Below are 14,198 nucleotides of genomic sequence, written 5' to 3'. Positions count from 1 at the left end.
GTCCCAGGGGGCCGTACCACCCCGAGGAGACCCGCTGATGCCACTCCACCGAGGCGCGGACCGCTCAGCCCGTACGACGACGGAGGAAGAGCGCACCGAGCTGCGCAGGCTGTCGCTCAACCCGTTCTACGGGGAGGCCGATCCGGTCAGCGGCATGACCTCGGCCCCGCCCCAGCACCGGCTTCCCGACGGGCCGATCCCGCCCGCCACCGCCTATCAGCTGGTCCACGACGAACTGATGCTCGACGGCAACTCGCGGCTCAACCTCGCCACCTTCGTCACCACCTGGATGGAGCCCCAGGCCTCCGTACTGCTGGCGGAGTGCCGGGACAAGAACATGATCGACAAGGACGAGTACCCGCGCACGGCCGAGCTGGAGCGGCGCTGTGTGGCGATGCTCGCCGACCTCTGGAACGCGCCCGACCCGGCGACGGCCGTCGGCTGTTCGACCACCGGGTCCAGCGAGGCCTGCATGCTCGCCGGGATGGCGCTCAAGCGCCGCTGGGCCACGCGTAACGCGGCGCGCTACCCGGCGACCGCCCGGCCGAATCTCGTCATGGGGATCAATGTCCAGGTCTGCTGGGACAAGTTCTGCAACTTCTGGGAGGTCGAGGCGCGGCTGGTGCCCATGGAGGGTGGCCGGTTCCATCTCGACCCGCAGGCCGCCGCCGACCTCTGCGACGAGAACACCATCGGCGTGGTGGCCGTGCTGGGCTCCACCTTCGACGGCTCGTACGAACCGGTCGGCGAGCTGTGCGCGGCGCTGGACGCGCTTCAGGAGCGTACGGGCCTCGACATCCCCGTCCATGTCGACGGGGCGTCGGGCGCGATGATCGCGCCGTTCCTGGACGAGGATCTGGTCTGGGACTTCCGGCTGCCGCGCGTCTCGTCCATCAACACCTCCGGGCACAAGTACGGGCTGGTCTACCCGGGCGTCGGCTGGGCCCTCTGGCGCTCGCCCGCCGAACTCCCCGAGGAACTGGTCTTTCGCGTGAACTATCTGGGCGGCGACATGCCCACCTTCGCGCTGAACTTCTCCCGGCCGGGCGCGCAGGTCGTCGCGCAGTACTACACGTTCCTGCGGCTGGGCCGGGACGGCTACCGCGCCGTGCAGCAGACGGCGCGGGACATCGCCGGGACGCTGGCCAGGCGGATCGAGGCGATGGACGAGTTCCAGCTCCTCACCCGGGGCGACGAGCTGCCCGTGTTCGCCTTCACCACCGCCCCCGGCGTGCGGAACTTCGATGTCTTCGACGTCTCGCGCCGCCTGCGCGAGCACGGCTGGCTCGTGCCCGCGTACACCTTCCCGGCCAACCGCGAGGATCTGTCCGTCCTGCGGGTGGTCTGCCGCAACGGCTTCTCGGCCGACCTGGCCGCGCTGCTGGTGGCCGACCTGGAGCAGGTGCTGCCCGAACTGCGGGGCCAGCAGCACCCGTTGAACCGGGACAAGTCGGCCGCCACGTCCTTCCACCACTGAGAGCCTGCCGGGTGGTCCACGCCGGCCACCCGGCCGACGCGGACCACCCGCCCCATTCAGTGGCTGAGCCTCGCGAACCTCCGTACGGCGAGCGGGAAGAACACCGCGAGCAGCGCCACCGGCCACAGGACGGCCAGCAGCCCGGAGTGCTCCGCCGCCCAGGAGCCGCCCGCCGCGCCCGGGTTGCCGAACAGCTCACGTACCGCCGTGGCCGTCGCCGACATCGGGTTCCACTCCACGACGGCGCCCAGCCAGCCCGGCATGGACTCCGGCGTCGCGAAGGCGTTGGAGAGGAAGCCGATCGGCCAGACCAGGATCTGCACCGCCTGCACCATCTCGGGACGGCCCGCCACCAGCGCCAGCTGGATCCCGAGCCAGAGCATCGCGAACCGGAACAGGAGCAGCAGACCCACGGCGCCCAGGAAGGACGCGGGTCCGTCGTGCCAGCGCCAGCCGATCGCGTACCCGACCCCGATCATCACGGCCAGACCGGCCGCCGACTGGAGCATGTCGGCGACGCTCCGGCCCACCAGGACCGCGGACGACACCATCGGCATCGAACGGAACCGGTCGACCACGCCCTTGTCGAGATCCTGAGTCACCGCGAGCATGGTCGACTCCAGGCCGAAGGCCATCGTCAGGGCGAGCATGCCGGGGACGAGGAATTCGACGTACTCCCCATCGACCCCCCGGCCGCCGCCGATCAGGTAGCCGAACATCAGCAGCAGCATCACCGGGAAGACCAGCCCGACGACGACCTGGACCGGCTGCCGTGCCCAGCGGGCCAGTTCGCGCCGGGTCATGGTCCAGGAATCGGCGAGTGCCCAGCCGAGCCCGCTGCTCTCGGCGGCTGTCCGGACCGGGGCTGTCGCGTGCGTCGTCGTCATGCCGGCATCTCCTGTCGCTCGGTGCCGTCCGGCCGGTCGGCCTCGCGGGCGGCGGTGAGCTGGAGGAAGACCTCGTCCAGCGTCGGCCGCCGCAGCGCGATGTCCCGCGCCTCGATTCCCCGCGCGTGCAAGGCCCGTACGGTCTCGGTGAGCGCCGTCATCCGGTCCGCGACCGGCGCGCTGAGCAGCCGCCGGTCCACGTCCGTACTGACGGCGTGCGTGCCGGTCGCGTGCGCCAGCGCGTGCGCGCCGTCCGCGAGCCGGTCCGCGTCGTGCAGGACGACATCGATCCGGTCGCCGCCTGCTCTGGCCTTCAGTTCGTCCGGCGTGCCCTCGGCGACGGCCCTCCCGCTGTCCACCACCGAGATACGGTCGGCCAGTTGGTCGGCCTCCTCCAGATACTGGGTCGTCAGCAGTACGGTCGTCCCGCCGCCGACCAGCGAGCGCACCGCGCCCCACACCTCCGCCCGGCCTCGCGGATCGAGCCCGGTCGTCGGCTCGTCCAGGAAGAGCACCTCCGGTTCGGTGATCAGGGACGCCGCCAGATCGAGCCGCCGCCGCATCCCGCCGCTGTAGAGCTTCACGGCCTTGCGGCCGGTGTCCATGAGGCCGAACCGCTCCAGCAGTTCGTCCGCCCGGACCCCCGCGCGCCGGGCGCCCAGATGGTGGAGCCGTCCGAACATCTCCAGGTTCTGCCGGCCGCCCAGGTCCTCGTCCAGCGCCGCGTGCTGCCCCAACAGCCCGATCCGCCGCCGCACTTCACGCCCCCGGTTCCGTACGTCGTGGCCGGCCACCCGCACCAGCCCCTCGTCGTGCCGCAGCAGCGTGGTCATGACCCGTACCGCCGTGGTCTTGCCCGCGCCGTTCGGCCCGAGCACCCCGTGCACCGTGCCGCGTTCCACCGTCAGATCCAACCCGTCCAGGGCCGGCTTCCCGCCGTACCTCTTGCGTACGCCCGCCATGACGATCACATCGTTCGACGTACTCAGTGCGCCCAATGTGCTCTCCCCTTCGGTCCCGCACCCCGTGTAGTCAAGTTTGACTACGTGCCCGAAGGTAACCCCGACCGGACCATTGGTCAAACTTGATCAGCGACGATCTCCGTCATCGGGAATCCCCGTCGCGTACGGGTTCTCCTCGCCCTCGGCGAGCACCCCGACGAACGGCTCACCCTCCCCCGCGAAGGTGTACGCCCCGCCCTCGATGCGTTTGATCAGCCCCTGCGTCCACTCCGCGCCCGAATCCGCGGAGTGCACCCAGTAGTTCATGATCTCCCCGATGTGCCCGAGCTGTTCCGGACCGTCCTCCGGTACGTAGTGCTCGGTCACCGCGGCCCGCCAGGCCTCGATCGCCCGCACCCGCTCCTTGAGCAGCTCGATCACCTCGGCGCGCGGCAGGTCGACGATGCAGCCGATGCCCGCGGACAGCACGTCCATCTTCTGGTCGTACGAGGTCAGCGCCTCGCGCAGCAGCCTGAGGTACTCCTCGCGGCCCGCGTCGGTGAGCTCGTACTCGGTCCGCGGCGGCCCGCCGGCCGTACTCGGCGCGACCTCGTGCGCGAGGAGTACGCCCTGCTTCGCCATCTGCTTCAACGCGTGATAGATCGAGCCGGGCTTGGCGTTGGACCACTCGTGGGCGCCCCAGTACTCCAGGTCGTTGCGGACCTGGTAGCCATGGGCCCGCCCGTGCTGGCGCACCGCGCCGAGCACGAGCAAACGGATCGCTGACATTGCTCCAGGTTATGACCCCGGGCCGAGACCCTCTCGGGACCCCGGCGGTCCGGAGCAGGTCCGGAGCCAGGCCGGGAGCAGGCCCAGGGCAGGCCCGGAGCCAGGCCGGGAGCAGGTCTGGAGCCAGCGGGAGCGGGTCCGGGGCAGGCCCAGGGCAGGTCCGCGGGCCCGAAGCAGGCCCGGGGGCGGTCCTGAGCCGCCCCAGCGCTCAGAGAGGGAAGTGCGTACGGCCGTGCTGCACCGAGATCCACTTCTGCGTCGTGAACGCCTCGACCGCCGAATCACCGGCCAGCCGGCCGACCCCCGAGGACTTCTCCCCGCCGAAGGCCACCATCGGCTCGTCCTGCACGGTCGAGCCGTTGACGTGCATCATGCCGGTCTCGATCCGCCGGGCGAACGAGACGCCCCGCTCCACATCGGACGTGTGCACGGCGCCGCTCAGCCCGTACGGACTGCTGTTGGCGAGCCGTACCGCCTCTTCCTCCCCGTCGAACGGAACCAGCAGCACCACCGGTCCGAAGATCTCCTGCCGCATCAGCGCGGAGTCCTCCGCGACCCCGGTCAGCACCGTCGGTTCCACGAGATTGCCGCGCGTACGGCCCCGTACGAGCGCCGTCGCGCCCTCGGCCAGCGCCTGGTCCACCAGCGCCGCCAGGGCGTCCGCCTGGGAGGTGTTGATGACCGGGCCGATCTGGGTCTCGGGATCGCGCGGGTCACCGGCCTTCAGCGACTTCACCCTCGCCACGAACTTCTCGGTGAATTCCCGCTCGACACTTCGGTCCACCATGATCTGGTTGGCGGACGTACAGACCTGCCCCTGGTAGATGAACCGGCTCGCCACCGCCGCGTCCACCGCGTAGTCGAGCCCCTCCTCATCGAGATCGTCGAGCACGACCAAGGCACTGTTGCCGCTGAGTTCGAGAATGGCCCGCTTGAAATGGCTGCCCGCGACCGCCCCGACATGACGGCCGACCCGGTCGGAACCCGCGAACGAGATCACCTTCGGGACGGGGTGCTCGATCAGCGCGTCGCCGATCTCCGCGATGTCCGTCACCACGACGTTCAGCAGTCCGGCCGGCAGTTCGGCGTCCTCGAAGAGCTTGGCTATGAGCCCGCCCCCGACGACCGGCGCGTTCTGATTGGGCTTGACCACGACCGCGTTGCCGAGCGCCAGCGCGGGCGCCACCGACTTGAGCCCCACCAGGAAGGGGAAGTTGAACGGGCTTATCACCCCGACGACGCCGACCGGCAGCCGGTAGACGCGGTTCTCCTTGCCGTCGACCGGGGACGGCAGGATCCGGCCTTCGGGCCGCAGCGCCAGCTGAATGGCCTCGCGCAGGAACTCCTGCGCGGTACGGACCTCGTACACCGCCTTGAGACGCGTACCACCGAGCTCGTCGATGATCGCCTCGACGATCTCGTCCTGGCGCTCCTCGACCAGCCGGAGCACCCGTTCGAAGACCAGTCTGCGGGTGTACGGATTGGTCACGGCCCAGACGCGCTGCGCGCGCTCGGCGGCGCGGTAGGCCTCATCGACCTCCAGGGCCGTGGCGACCGTGATGGCGGCCAGCTTCTCCCCGTTGTACGGATTGAAGTCGATGATGTCCCACGAGCCACTGCCGGTCCGCCACTCGCCATCGATGTACTGGTGAGCCAGGTCGGTGAAGTAGGACATGCGATCCCTTACTGCAGGTGCAAACTCCTGATATGACGTCATCGTACTGATGCTTCAGATGAGTTGAAGCAGGCCACGGAGGACATCCCGGCTTTCCTCCGGTCCCGGACTGTCCTCCTGGAGCCGCGCCATCACCCGTTCGTACTGCGCCACTTCCTCGCGCTTGTCCAGATACAGCGCGCTGGTCAGCTGTTCCAGGAAGACGACATCGGACAAATCCGACTCGGGGAAGCTCAGCATGGTGAACGCGCCGCTCTCGCCCGCGTGCCCGCCGAAGCTGAACGGCATCACCTGAAGAGTGATGTTCGGCTGCTCCGAGATCTCGATCAGGTGCTTCAACTGGCCCTGCATCACGGACCGGTCGCCGTACGGGCGGCGCAGCGCCGCTTCGTCCAGTACGGCGTGGAAGCGGGGCGCCCGTTCGGAGACGAGGACTTTCTGCCGCTCCAGACGGAGGGCGACCCGGCGCTCGACCTCGGCGCAGGGCGCGTCCGGCTGGCCGCGGGTGACGACCGCGTGCGCGTACGCCTCGGTCTGCAACAGACCGTGCACGAACTGCACTTCGTAGATGCGGATCAGCGAGGCGGCACCTTCGAGACCGATGTACGTCTGGAACCAGCCGGGCAGCACATCACCGAAGCTGTGCCACCAACCGGCGACATTGGCCTCCTTGGCGAGGCCAAGGAGAGCCGCGCGCTCGCCCTCGTCGGCGACTCCGTAGAGGGTCAGCAGGTCCTCGATGTCCCTGGCCTTGAAGCTCACCCGTCCCAACTCCATACGGCTGATCTTGGACTCGGATGCGCGGATCGAGTAGCCGGCCGCTTCACGTGTGATGCCGCGCGTCTCACGCAGCCGCCTCAGCTGTGAGCCAAGCAGGATGCGCCGCACCACGGAACCGCCCGATTCGGCTGCGGTCACGTCTCCAACCCTCCCCATCGCATGTGGTTCTCCTCGGAGCACCCCCGAACTCCAAGTGCCGGATTCTGCCATCAAAACGCTTCAGCCCGTACTCGATCGATTACGGAAATAAGAAGGCTTTACGGAGAGACCGAAACTGGTCATGGGGAGAAATCAACAACAACCGGCACGGGAAGGGCCAATCCCGGCGCGTGCACGTGCATCTGCCCTTGCATCTGCCCTGCGCATTCGGAACCATGGGCCCCGCGCACCTGTGTGCTCGTACGTGATTGACGTGTTGTGACGCTGGACCCATCGCAGTATCGCTACGGCCGCGAATCCCGGGAGTGCCTCGCATGGGGATGAATGGATCGACCGTGCTCGAGCCGTTGAGGCAGGGCCTTCCCCCGATCGATCCCGCAGGAGCCGCGGGGTCCGCGTCGTGCGCTCTGCCTCCCCACTACGAAGCGGTACGCGGGGCACGGCAGTTCACCCGCACGACGCTCAAGCAGTGGGAGCTGAGCGAGCGTTTCGACGATGTCGCGCTGGTCGTCTCCGAACTCGTCACCAACGCACTGCGGCACGCCCTGCTCGATGACGGCACCGTACGGCAGGAGCCGTACGACGCCCCCGTACGACTGCATCTGATGCGGTGGACATCGCGACTGGTGTGCGCGGTACGGGACCCCAGCCACACGGGCCCGGCGGCGCGGCAGACCGAGGAGGACGGGGCGGCGGAGTCCGGACGGGGGCTGCTCCTGGTGGAGTCGTTCAGCGACACCTGGGGCTGGCACCCGCTGGCGGGGACGCTGCACGGGAAGGTGGTCTGGGCGCTGTTCCAGCTGCCGTGCGCCGCGGAACCGGACGGCCGAACCTGAGCCGGACCGCTGAACCCGATCCGGACCACTGAAGCGGACCGCCGGGCATTGAAGCGGACCGCCGGGCATTGAAGCGGACCGCGGGGCATTGAAGCGGACCGCCGGGCGTTGATCGGAACCGCGGGGCCGCGCATGCAACCGGGCCGCCCGGCGGGTCCGCACAGGGAACCGACCGCGGATCCTCGGCACCGAACCGGCACCCATCGGCTCATCGGGGGCTCATCGGGCGACTGGCCGATTCGCGCTCTTTCGCGGTGACGTTGGGCACGCATGGCCCCTACTGGTCCGTACCAATCTGGCCGTGATCCTCGCCAGATTGACTGAAACTCGCCGCTCCCGAGGCGTACCGGAGCGCGCTCCCGCCGCTGGGCGCACGCCGTAGGCGCGCCAGGCGCATGAAGCAGGCACACTCCGTGACGAGTACGCCGTCGGACCCCCGTCGGAACCCCGTCGGAACCGTGCGCCGTCGAGGCGGCGCGCACAGCCGCCGCCCGTGCGCCGTGAGGCGGTGGCAGCCGGTGGTCAGGTGGTGGTCAGGTGGTGGTCAGCCGGTGGTCAGGTGGTCGAACTCCCCGGCCTTGGCGCCGATCAGCATGGATTCGATCTCGGCCAGGGTGTAGACGAGCGCGGGACCGTCGGGGTGGCGTGAGTTCCGTACCGCCACCTCGCCGCCCGGCAGTTTGGCGAACTCCACACACGAGCCCTGGGAGTTGCTGTGCCTGCTCTTCTGCCAGACGACTCCGTGAAGCTCTGTGGCCGCTATGCCGTTGTACACGTCGTACACAGGTCGCTCCCCGAGTTGCAAGGTGCAGGTTTCAACTGTCTCGGATCATAGCTGTGTTCATGTGCCGTTGCATGAGCAGATGCACGTGCACGCGGGGTGTTCCTGCGATTACAGACTCGCAGGTGAAACGGCTGTCCGGACCCGCTCCGACCTGCGCCGACCCGTTTATGGGCCGTCCGCGGGCCGGTGCCGGACCGATTCCGGGCCGGATTCCCTGCGTTCTCTCCTGCTTCCTGAGAAGGAGACGTATTTCGAGGGCATTCGGCTCCCTTGCCGGCCCTCTCCCGTGCCGGTTTTTCCTCTCCTGTGTCGGTTATCACTCCCGCTTCCTCCGTGACGGAGGAAGCGGGAGTGAGCGGGAGGGGGCGGGACGGTCAGCGCGGGCCGTGCGGTACGGCAGCAGACCCATCTCGCGCGCGTTCTTGATCGCGCGCTCCAACTGCCGCTGCTGCTGGGCGTTCACCCGTGTCACCCGGCGGCTGCGGATCTTGCCGCGGTCCGAGATGAACCTCCGCAGCAGGTCGGTGTCCTTGTAGTCGATATAGGTGACGCCCGCGCGATCCAGCGGATTGGGGCGGGGCGCCGACGGCTTGCGGTCCCTGCGGCGGGTGGACATCAGACCTCCAGGAGGGAGTCGAAGGCGGGCGGCAGGCGCTTCCAGGCCGCGCGGCCCGCGGTGTACTCGGCGTCGGTCAGCAGGCAGGACTCCAGGAGCCGCTCGACCCCTTCGCGGTCCAGGCCGGGTGAGGTGAAGACCAGGTGCTGGCAGCGGTCGCCGTGGTGCGGATGCCAGTCCAGGGCCACCGCGGCCCGGCGCAGCGGCGGGACCGCGTCCCAGGCGGCGTCCGGCAACGAGGCCAGCCAGGGCCCCGCGCTCTCCACACAGAGCGCGCCACCCGCCGCGTCCCAGGCCAGCAGCGTGTCGGGACGGTCGGCGAGCCAGAAGCGGCCGCGGCTGCGGGCCGCGGCGCAGGTCAGATCCTCCAGCGCCTGGTAGAGCCGCTCCGGGTGGAAGGGGCGGGTGCGGTGCCAGACATACGTACCGACACCGCAGTCGTCCGCCTCCTGCGGCAGCAGCGCGCAGGCCGGGTGCTGACGGGCGGCCGCGGCCTCGATGTCGAAGCCGGCGAGCGCGGCGGCGGCCAGTTCTCCGGCGCGCACTCCGGCGCGCTCGGTGGCGGACGCGTCTTCGCCGGGGATCCGTATCTGCCGTGCGGTCGGGTGGAGCTGGGCCAGCAGCGCGCGGTCCTCGTCGTCCGCGAGCGGGTTGTCGATCACGGCGAGTACGGGCGCGTACTCCAACTGCCGGGCCCAGGTGTCGGCGATCGTCCGCTGGTCGGAGGCCGCTGCCGCCAGCCCGGCGTCGGCGAGGTCGTCGCCGTTGCCGAGAAACGGCAGCAGCAGCGCCGGATCCACGGCGGTCAGCACCTGACTGACGACCAGCCCCTCACCGTGCGCCGCGACGACCTCGGCCATCGCCCGGGGCTCGACCGAGTCCCAGAGCTCGACGACGGCCAGCCGGGTCGGTCCGCCGTCCGCGAGCCGTTCCAGCTCGGGTACCAGGTCCTCGCGCAACGCGCAGCAGGCACAGTCGTGGACCAGCGGCGCCTCACCCGTGGAGATCAGTTCGGCGGCGTCGCGGACCGTACGTACGACCGTGCCCCGGTCGGCCGTGGACAGGTCGTGGTGGAGCGCGACGCTGCCCGGCACGGTGGCGAGCAGGTGGCGCACGGCGGCCTTGCGCGCATCGGAGTGCAGTCCGGCGACGATCACGACGGGGAGCTTGCCGTCGGCGCCACCGATGTCACCGATACCGCCGCTCTCGCCGATCGCCCCGGAATCGCTGATGCCGCCCATCAGCGGGCCTCGGGGCGGCGGCCGTACCGGCGCTCGAAGCGCTCCACGCGGCCGGCGGTGTCCAGGACGCGGGCGGTGCCCGTGTAGAAGGGGTGGCTCACCGACGAGATCTCCACATCGATGACGGGGTAGGTGGTGCCGTCCTCCCATACGACCGTCTTCTCGGAGGTCGCGGTCGAGCGGGTCAGGAAGGCGAAGTCGGCGGCCTTGTCGCGGAAGACGACGGGCCGGTACGCGGGGTGGATTCCGGGCTTCATCTCAGGCCTCTTCTGGTGCTTCTTGTTCTTGTGCTTCTTGTGCTGCTTCTTGTGCTGCTTCTGCTGGTGCCGGTACTTCTGTTGGTGCCGGAGCTTCTGCCGGCGCTGCCGGGGTCAGCGCTCTTCGCGGAAGTCGACGTGCCGCCGGGCGACCGGGTCGTACTTGCGCAGCCTCATGCGGTCGGGATCGTTCCGGCGGTTCTTGCGAGTCACGTAGGTGAAGCCGGTCCCCGCCGTGGACCGGAGCTTGACGATCGGGCGTAGTTCGTTGCGGGCCATGTGGCTAGTATATGGAAATGGTTTCCATTTCCAAAGAGAGGAACGTGTGACGTTGTCCGCCCACTGCCAGCTGACCGGCGCCAAGCCGGGCTTCGGCAACCAGATCTCCCATTCGCACCGGCGCACCTCCCGCCGCTTCGACCCCAACGTCCAGCGCAAGCGCTACTGGCTCCCGAGCGAGGGCAGGCATGTCCGGCTCACCCTCAGCACGAAAGCGATCAGGACCATCGACGCGATCGGCATCGAAGCCGCGGTCACCCGGATCCGCGCCCGCGGGGTGAGGGTCTGATGGCGAAGAAGAGCAAGATCGTCCGCAATGAGCGGCGCAAGGAGACAGTCGAGCGGTACGCCGCGCGACGTGCGGAGCTGAAGGAGGTCCTCCGGCGCCCCGGCACATCCGACGAGCAAAGGATCTCGGCGCAGCGGGAGTTGCGGAGCCAGCCGCGCGACGCGAGCGCCACGCGGGTACGGAACCGGGACAGCGTGGACGGCCGACCACGTGGGCATCTGCGGAAGTTCGGGCTGTCCAGGGTCCGGCTGCGCGAACAGGCCCACGCCGGATTCCTTCCCGGGGTGCGCAAATCCTCCTGGTAGCTTGGCGCGAACTTGTCAACCAATCAGGGGACTTGTCGACCAGTCAGAGGGAACGGATCATCCGAAGTCCTGACGGCGGCGGGACCGTGAAGGAAGACAGCGGGACGGCGCGACCGGATTACGGCTACGGCTCACCGGCCGACCTCCCGTCGGCGGTCGCCCGGTTTTCGGCGCGCGGGCCGCGGATCCTTCTCGGATCCGTGGCCCGCGGCCGTTACCGCGGGAGCCGCGGCCGTTACCGCGGGAGCCGCGGCCGTTATCGCGGGGCCGTGGCCGCCACGCCTTCGGACCTACTCGTCTAGATCGTGTCCCGCCGTTCGACCCATTCCTCGTCCCACCCCTCGGCCCGCCCTTCGTTCCCTTCCGCCTCCTGCTCCTCGTCCAGGCCCTCGTCCAGCCCTTCCGACAGTTCCTCCAGCGCGTCGAGAAGCAGGCCGGCTCCGCTCCGTACGACTTGGTCGGGGACGCCCTCGCCGTCCCAGCGCGCCAGTGCCTCACGGACCGGACCCCACTGCGGGACCCGGCCCTCCTGTATGTCCTTCGCGCCCTGTTCCGTAGCCCGTCGCAGTGCCTCGGCCAGGTCGGCCGCCGCCGGTACGGGGGTGGTTCCGCGTTCCGGAAGGTGCGCCTCCATCAGCATCGCGACCCGGGACAACTGGGCGAGCGCCTGCTCCGCGTCATCGGCGGCGACGAGGGAGAGGCCGCGGTGCCGCACCGGTTCGTGAATGGCCCTCGCCTCGGCCTCGTGCCAGGCGACCCGGGCCTCACGGGTCTCCAGCAGCGCCTCGCGTACGTCCGGGCTGTCGCGGTCCGCGGGCTCGGCGTAGTGGGCGACGACGGCGGCCGCGTAACGGCCGTCCGCGACCAGCCAGTCGGCGAGCCGGGCGCGCAGGCGCGGGGTTTCCCAGGCCGGATAGACGGCGTACGCGATCATCGCGAGCAGACCGCCGAGGAGGGTGAGCAGGGCCCGCTCCCGTACGGTCTGCGTCACGCCCATGCCCGCCACGCCGAGCAGGAAGACCACGTAGGCGGCGACAAAGATCTGGCTGATCGCGTAACCGGTGCGCAGCAGCAGATACATCAGGCCCGCGCTGAGCACGGCGAGGAGGACGAGGACCTCGCGGCCGGGGTGGGCGAGTTCCACGATGCCGGTGGCCAGGGCGACGCCGACGAGGGTGGCGCCGATGCGGGCCACCGCGCGTCCGTACGTCTGGGAGAAGTCGGGGCGCATCGTCATGACGGCGGTCATCGGCACCCAGTAGCCGTGCCCGAAAGGAAGGGCCGCGCCGAGGACGTAGCCGACGGACGTGACGGCCGTGACGCGGATGGCGTGGCGCAGGATCGGGGAGTCGTGGTGCAACTCGTTGCGGACGGAGCGAAGGACGACCGGGACCAGCCGCAGCAGACTGGGGCGGTCGCGGTGGGAGGCGGCCTGCTGCCGCCTCTGGCTCCGGTCCTGGTGGAGGGTCTCCTGGGCGGGGGCCTCTGGGGCCTTGTCGGCGGACTGGGCGAGGGCCTGGGCGAGGGCCTCTCGGTCGAAGGCCTCGTCGGAGGCCACGCCTGAGGCCGTGTCTGAGGCTCTGTCTGAGGCCGTGTCTGAGGCCACGCCTACGCCCACGCCCACGTCTGCGGCCTGTCGCCTGCGGGGTGGCCAGGCCTTGACCTTGTTCTCCGGTGGCCGTCGTCGGGGCCAGGGCGCGATCCCCGCCCGGGTCTCGCTTCCCGAGCCCTTCGCCGTCTCTACGACGTCATCGAGCAGGGCGACCAGCCGGGCGGCGGCGCGGCGGGCCGGGCCGGTCAGGACCGAGCTGGTGTCAGGGGTGCTGACCAGCCCGAGCGTGGCGGGTTCCAGCCGGACGGGCTCACCGTGGCGGATGGCGCGGGCGGCCGAGTCCAGGGCGGAACCGGCGGCGGCGAGCAGTTCCCGTACGCGGTCCCGTTCCGGCCCTTCGGACGGGGCACCGACCGCCGGATCGGCGAGGGAGGCGAGCACGGGCCTGATCCGCTCGGCGACCCCGCGAGCACCGTGCAGTTCGGCGGGGCGGCGGCGGGCCTCCCACGCGGTGATGGCCGCGGCGCTGCGCGCCGTCATCAGCGGCTCGGGGTCGAACGGGGCGACCGGGTCGTACCGTAGCCGGCGGGCGTAGTCGGCCACGGCGGCGAGGGCGTCGGCCAGCGCGTCCCGCTGTCTGCCCCAGCGCCGGATCGGGAAGAGCAGGATCATCCCGGCCTGGACGAGCCCCCCGCTCGCGATCACGGCGGCGTGCTCGGCGGCGGTCGCCACGGACGTGGGGAGGGTGACCGTCACCAGCATGATCGCGACATTGGACGACGCGATGATGCCGACGGTCGGCCCGGCCACCCAGGCAAGACCGGCGAGGAAGGTCCAGACCGCCAGCAGGATGAGGAACAGCGCGATATGGGCGCCGCCCGTGAGGTAGCCCAGGAAGGTACTGACGGCCAGACTCGCCCCGGAGGCCAGCGCGAGAGTCGGCCGGGGCCGCCAACTGCGCTGAAGGGTGGCGATGCCCGCCTGAAACGCGCCGAAGGCCGCGCTGACGGCGACCGTCGCCCCGAACAGCGTGAGGCAGACTCCGACGACGACGGCGAGCCCCACGGCCCCGCGCAGTGCGACGAACGGTTCGAGCCGCTGCCGCTCGATCGTGAACCCCGAACGGGCCGTCTCCTTCAGCGCCCGGAGCCAACTCATGGACCGAGCCTAGCCATAACCGGGCAGACTGGGTGATTCGGGAAGGTGGAGTTCACCCGCCTCTCGGGTCTCAGGCGTAGCGCCGACGGGCACGGTGAGCGGTGCATTCGGACGCGAGGGCATCCGGGCACGGTGCATGGGGCATTCAGACGCGGGGGGCATCCGGGCACGGT

The 14,198-nt window shown here is 70.1% G+C and carries 15 protein-coding genes; 4 read left to right on the top strand and 11 right to left on the bottom strand.

Going from position 1 to position 14,198, the window contains the following annotated elements:
* The first annotated feature begins 37 nt into the window (after window positions 1-37).
* Window positions 38-1,477, top strand: a complete 1,440-nt coding sequence (locus ACIOJD_RS32880) for a glutamate decarboxylase (protein WP_401919932.1) — start codon at window positions 38-40, stop codon at window positions 1,475-1,477.
* A gap of 56 nt (window positions 1,478-1,533) precedes the next feature.
* On the opposite strand, the gene ACIOJD_RS32875 is transcribed toward ACIOJD_RS32880, so the two are convergent.
* The 5 genes from ACIOJD_RS32875 to ACIOJD_RS32855 all read right to left on the bottom strand — a co-directional run bounded on the left by ACIOJD_RS32875 (window position 1,534) and on the right by ACIOJD_RS32855 (window position 6,705).
* Window positions 1,534-2,364, bottom strand: a complete 831-nt coding sequence (locus tag ACIOJD_RS32875) for an ABC transporter permease (protein ID WP_401919930.1) — start codon at window positions 2,362-2,364, stop codon at window positions 1,534-1,536.
* Window positions 2,361-3,326 (bottom strand): ATP-binding cassette domain-containing protein, encoded by a 966-nt coding sequence (locus ACIOJD_RS32870; RefSeq protein WP_401920025.1) that lies wholly within the window; start codon window positions 3,324-3,326, stop codon window positions 2,361-2,363. The genes ACIOJD_RS32875 and ACIOJD_RS32870 overlap by 4 nt, the downstream gene beginning before the upstream one ends.
* A gap of 126 nt (window positions 3,327-3,452) precedes the next feature.
* Window positions 3,453-4,094 carry a PadR family transcriptional regulator gene (locus tag ACIOJD_RS32865; protein ID WP_401919929.1) on the bottom strand — a complete coding sequence of 214 codons (642 nt, stop codon included), beginning with the start codon at window positions 4,092-4,094 and terminating at the stop codon, window positions 3,453-3,455.
* A gap of 208 nt (window positions 4,095-4,302) precedes the next feature.
* Window positions 4,303-5,769 carry an aldehyde dehydrogenase family protein gene (locus ACIOJD_RS32860; protein WP_401919928.1) on the bottom strand — a complete coding sequence of 489 codons (1,467 nt, stop codon included), beginning with the start codon at window positions 5,767-5,769 and terminating at the stop codon, window positions 4,303-4,305.
* Window positions 5,770-5,823: 54 nt separating this feature from the next.
* The gene (locus ACIOJD_RS32855; RefSeq protein ID WP_401919926.1) at window positions 5,824-6,705 is read right to left on the bottom strand and encodes a helix-turn-helix domain-containing protein; all 882 of its coding nucleotides are present in this window, start codon (window positions 6,703-6,705) and stop codon (window positions 5,824-5,826) included.
* 317 nt (window positions 6,706-7,022) lie between these two features.
* Here ACIOJD_RS32855 and ACIOJD_RS32850 point away from each other — a divergent pair, with 317 nt between their 5' ends.
* A complete protein-coding gene (locus ACIOJD_RS32850; protein ID WP_401919925.1) occupies window positions 7,023-7,544 on the top strand; it encodes an ATP-binding protein in 522 nt (173 codons plus the stop codon).
* Window positions 7,545-8,088: 544 nt separating this feature from the next.
* Here ACIOJD_RS32850 and ACIOJD_RS32845 read toward each other — a convergent pair.
* From ACIOJD_RS32845 to rpmG, 5 genes are all read right to left on the bottom strand, one after another.
* Window positions 8,089-8,328, bottom strand: a complete 240-nt coding sequence (locus tag ACIOJD_RS32845; RefSeq protein WP_401919924.1) for a DUF397 domain-containing protein — start codon at window positions 8,326-8,328, stop codon at window positions 8,089-8,091.
* A gap of 316 nt (window positions 8,329-8,644) precedes the next feature.
* A complete protein-coding gene (rpsR, locus tag ACIOJD_RS32840) occupies window positions 8,645-8,944 on the bottom strand; it encodes a 30S ribosomal protein S18 (RefSeq protein WP_401919923.1) in 300 nt (99 codons plus the stop codon).
* Window positions 8,944-10,185, bottom strand: coding sequence for a CobW family GTP-binding protein (locus tag ACIOJD_RS32835; protein WP_401919921.1), 1,242 nt, complete (start codon window positions 10,183-10,185; stop codon window positions 8,944-8,946). The genes rpsR and ACIOJD_RS32835 overlap by 1 nt, the downstream gene beginning before the upstream one ends.
* Window positions 10,185-10,442, bottom strand: a complete 258-nt coding sequence (locus tag ACIOJD_RS32830) for a type B 50S ribosomal protein L31 (RefSeq protein ID WP_401919920.1) — start codon at window positions 10,440-10,442, stop codon at window positions 10,185-10,187. The genes ACIOJD_RS32835 and ACIOJD_RS32830 overlap by 1 nt, the downstream gene beginning before the upstream one ends.
* A gap of 114 nt (window positions 10,443-10,556) precedes the next feature.
* Window positions 10,557-10,721: a 50S ribosomal protein L33 gene (gene rpmG / locus ACIOJD_RS32825; protein ID WP_401919919.1), complete on the bottom strand. Its 165-nt coding sequence runs from the start codon at window positions 10,719-10,721 to the stop codon at window positions 10,557-10,559.
* Window positions 10,722-10,773: 52 nt separating this feature from the next.
* On the opposite strand from rpmG, the gene rpmB reads away from it, so the two are divergent.
* Both rpmB and rpsN read left to right on the top strand, forming a co-directional pair.
* Entirely contained in the window at window positions 10,774-11,010 is a 237-nt protein-coding gene (gene rpmB, locus ACIOJD_RS32820; protein WP_401920023.1) for a 50S ribosomal protein L28, read from the top strand.
* Window positions 11,010-11,315 carry a 30S ribosomal protein S14 gene (gene rpsN, locus ACIOJD_RS32815; protein WP_401919918.1) on the top strand — a complete coding sequence of 102 codons (306 nt, stop codon included), beginning with the start codon at window positions 11,010-11,012 and terminating at the stop codon, window positions 11,313-11,315. The genes rpmB and rpsN overlap by 1 nt, the downstream gene beginning before the upstream one ends.
* A 298-nt stretch (window positions 11,316-11,613) precedes the next feature.
* Here the strand turns inward: rpsN and ACIOJD_RS32810 are convergent, their stop codons facing one another.
* Window positions 11,614-14,025, bottom strand: coding sequence for an FUSC family protein (locus ACIOJD_RS32810; RefSeq protein WP_401919916.1), 2,412 nt, complete (start codon window positions 14,023-14,025; stop codon window positions 11,614-11,616).
* Between the last annotated feature and the right edge of the window lie 173 nt (window positions 14,026-14,198).

This window comes from Streptomyces sp. NPDC088116 (assembly GCF_044741745.1).
Taxonomy (GTDB): domain Bacteria; phylum Actinomycetota; class Actinomycetes; order Streptomycetales; family Streptomycetaceae; genus Streptomyces.
The sequence above is the reverse complement of the archived record's forward strand: the minus strand, read 5'-3'. Positions and strand labels throughout refer to the sequence as shown.

What these genes read in the sequence shown, in the direction of transcription:
- ACIOJD_RS32880 (WP_401919932.1), top strand. Translation starts at nt 38, where the DNA reads ATGCCACTCCACCGAGGCGCGGACCGCTCAGCCCGTACGACGACGGAG.
- ACIOJD_RS32875 (WP_401919930.1), bottom strand. Translation starts at nt 2,364, where the DNA reads ATGACGACGACGCACGCGACAGCCCCGGTCCGGACAGCCGCCGAGAGC.
- ACIOJD_RS32870 (WP_401920025.1), bottom strand. Translation starts at nt 3,326, where the DNA reads ATGGCGGGCGTACGCAAGAGGTACGGCGGGAAGCCGGCCCTGGACGGG.
- ACIOJD_RS32865 (WP_401919929.1), bottom strand. Translation starts at nt 4,094, where the DNA reads ATGTCAGCGATCCGTTTGCTCGTGCTCGGCGCGGTGCGCCAGCACGGG.
- ACIOJD_RS32860 (WP_401919928.1), bottom strand. Translation starts at nt 5,769, where the DNA reads ATGTCCTACTTCACCGACCTGGCTCACCAGTACATCGATGGCGAGTGG.
- ACIOJD_RS32855 (WP_401919926.1), bottom strand. Translation starts at nt 6,705, where the DNA reads ATGGGGAGGGTTGGAGACGTGACCGCAGCCGAATCGGGCGGTTCCGTG.
- ACIOJD_RS32850 (WP_401919925.1), top strand. Translation starts at nt 7,023, where the DNA reads ATGGGGATGAATGGATCGACCGTGCTCGAGCCGTTGAGGCAGGGCCTT.
- rpsR (WP_401919923.1), bottom strand. Translation starts at nt 8,944, where the DNA reads ATGTCCACCCGCCGCAGGGACCGCAAGCCGTCGGCGCCCCGCCCCAAT.
- ACIOJD_RS32835 (WP_401919921.1), bottom strand. Translation starts at nt 10,185, where the DNA reads ATGGGCGGCATCAGCGATTCCGGGGCGATCGGCGAGAGCGGCGGTATC.
- ACIOJD_RS32830 (WP_401919920.1), bottom strand. Translation starts at nt 10,442, where the DNA reads ATGAAGCCCGGAATCCACCCCGCGTACCGGCCCGTCGTCTTCCGCGAC.
- rpmG (WP_401919919.1), bottom strand. Translation starts at nt 10,721, where the DNA reads ATGGCCCGCAACGAACTACGCCCGATCGTCAAGCTCCGGTCCACGGCG.
- rpsN (WP_401919918.1), top strand. Translation starts at nt 11,010, where the DNA reads ATGGCGAAGAAGAGCAAGATCGTCCGCAATGAGCGGCGCAAGGAGACA.
- ACIOJD_RS32810 (WP_401919916.1), bottom strand. Translation starts at nt 14,025, where the DNA reads ATGAGTTGGCTCCGGGCGCTGAAGGAGACGGCCCGTTCGGGGTTCACG.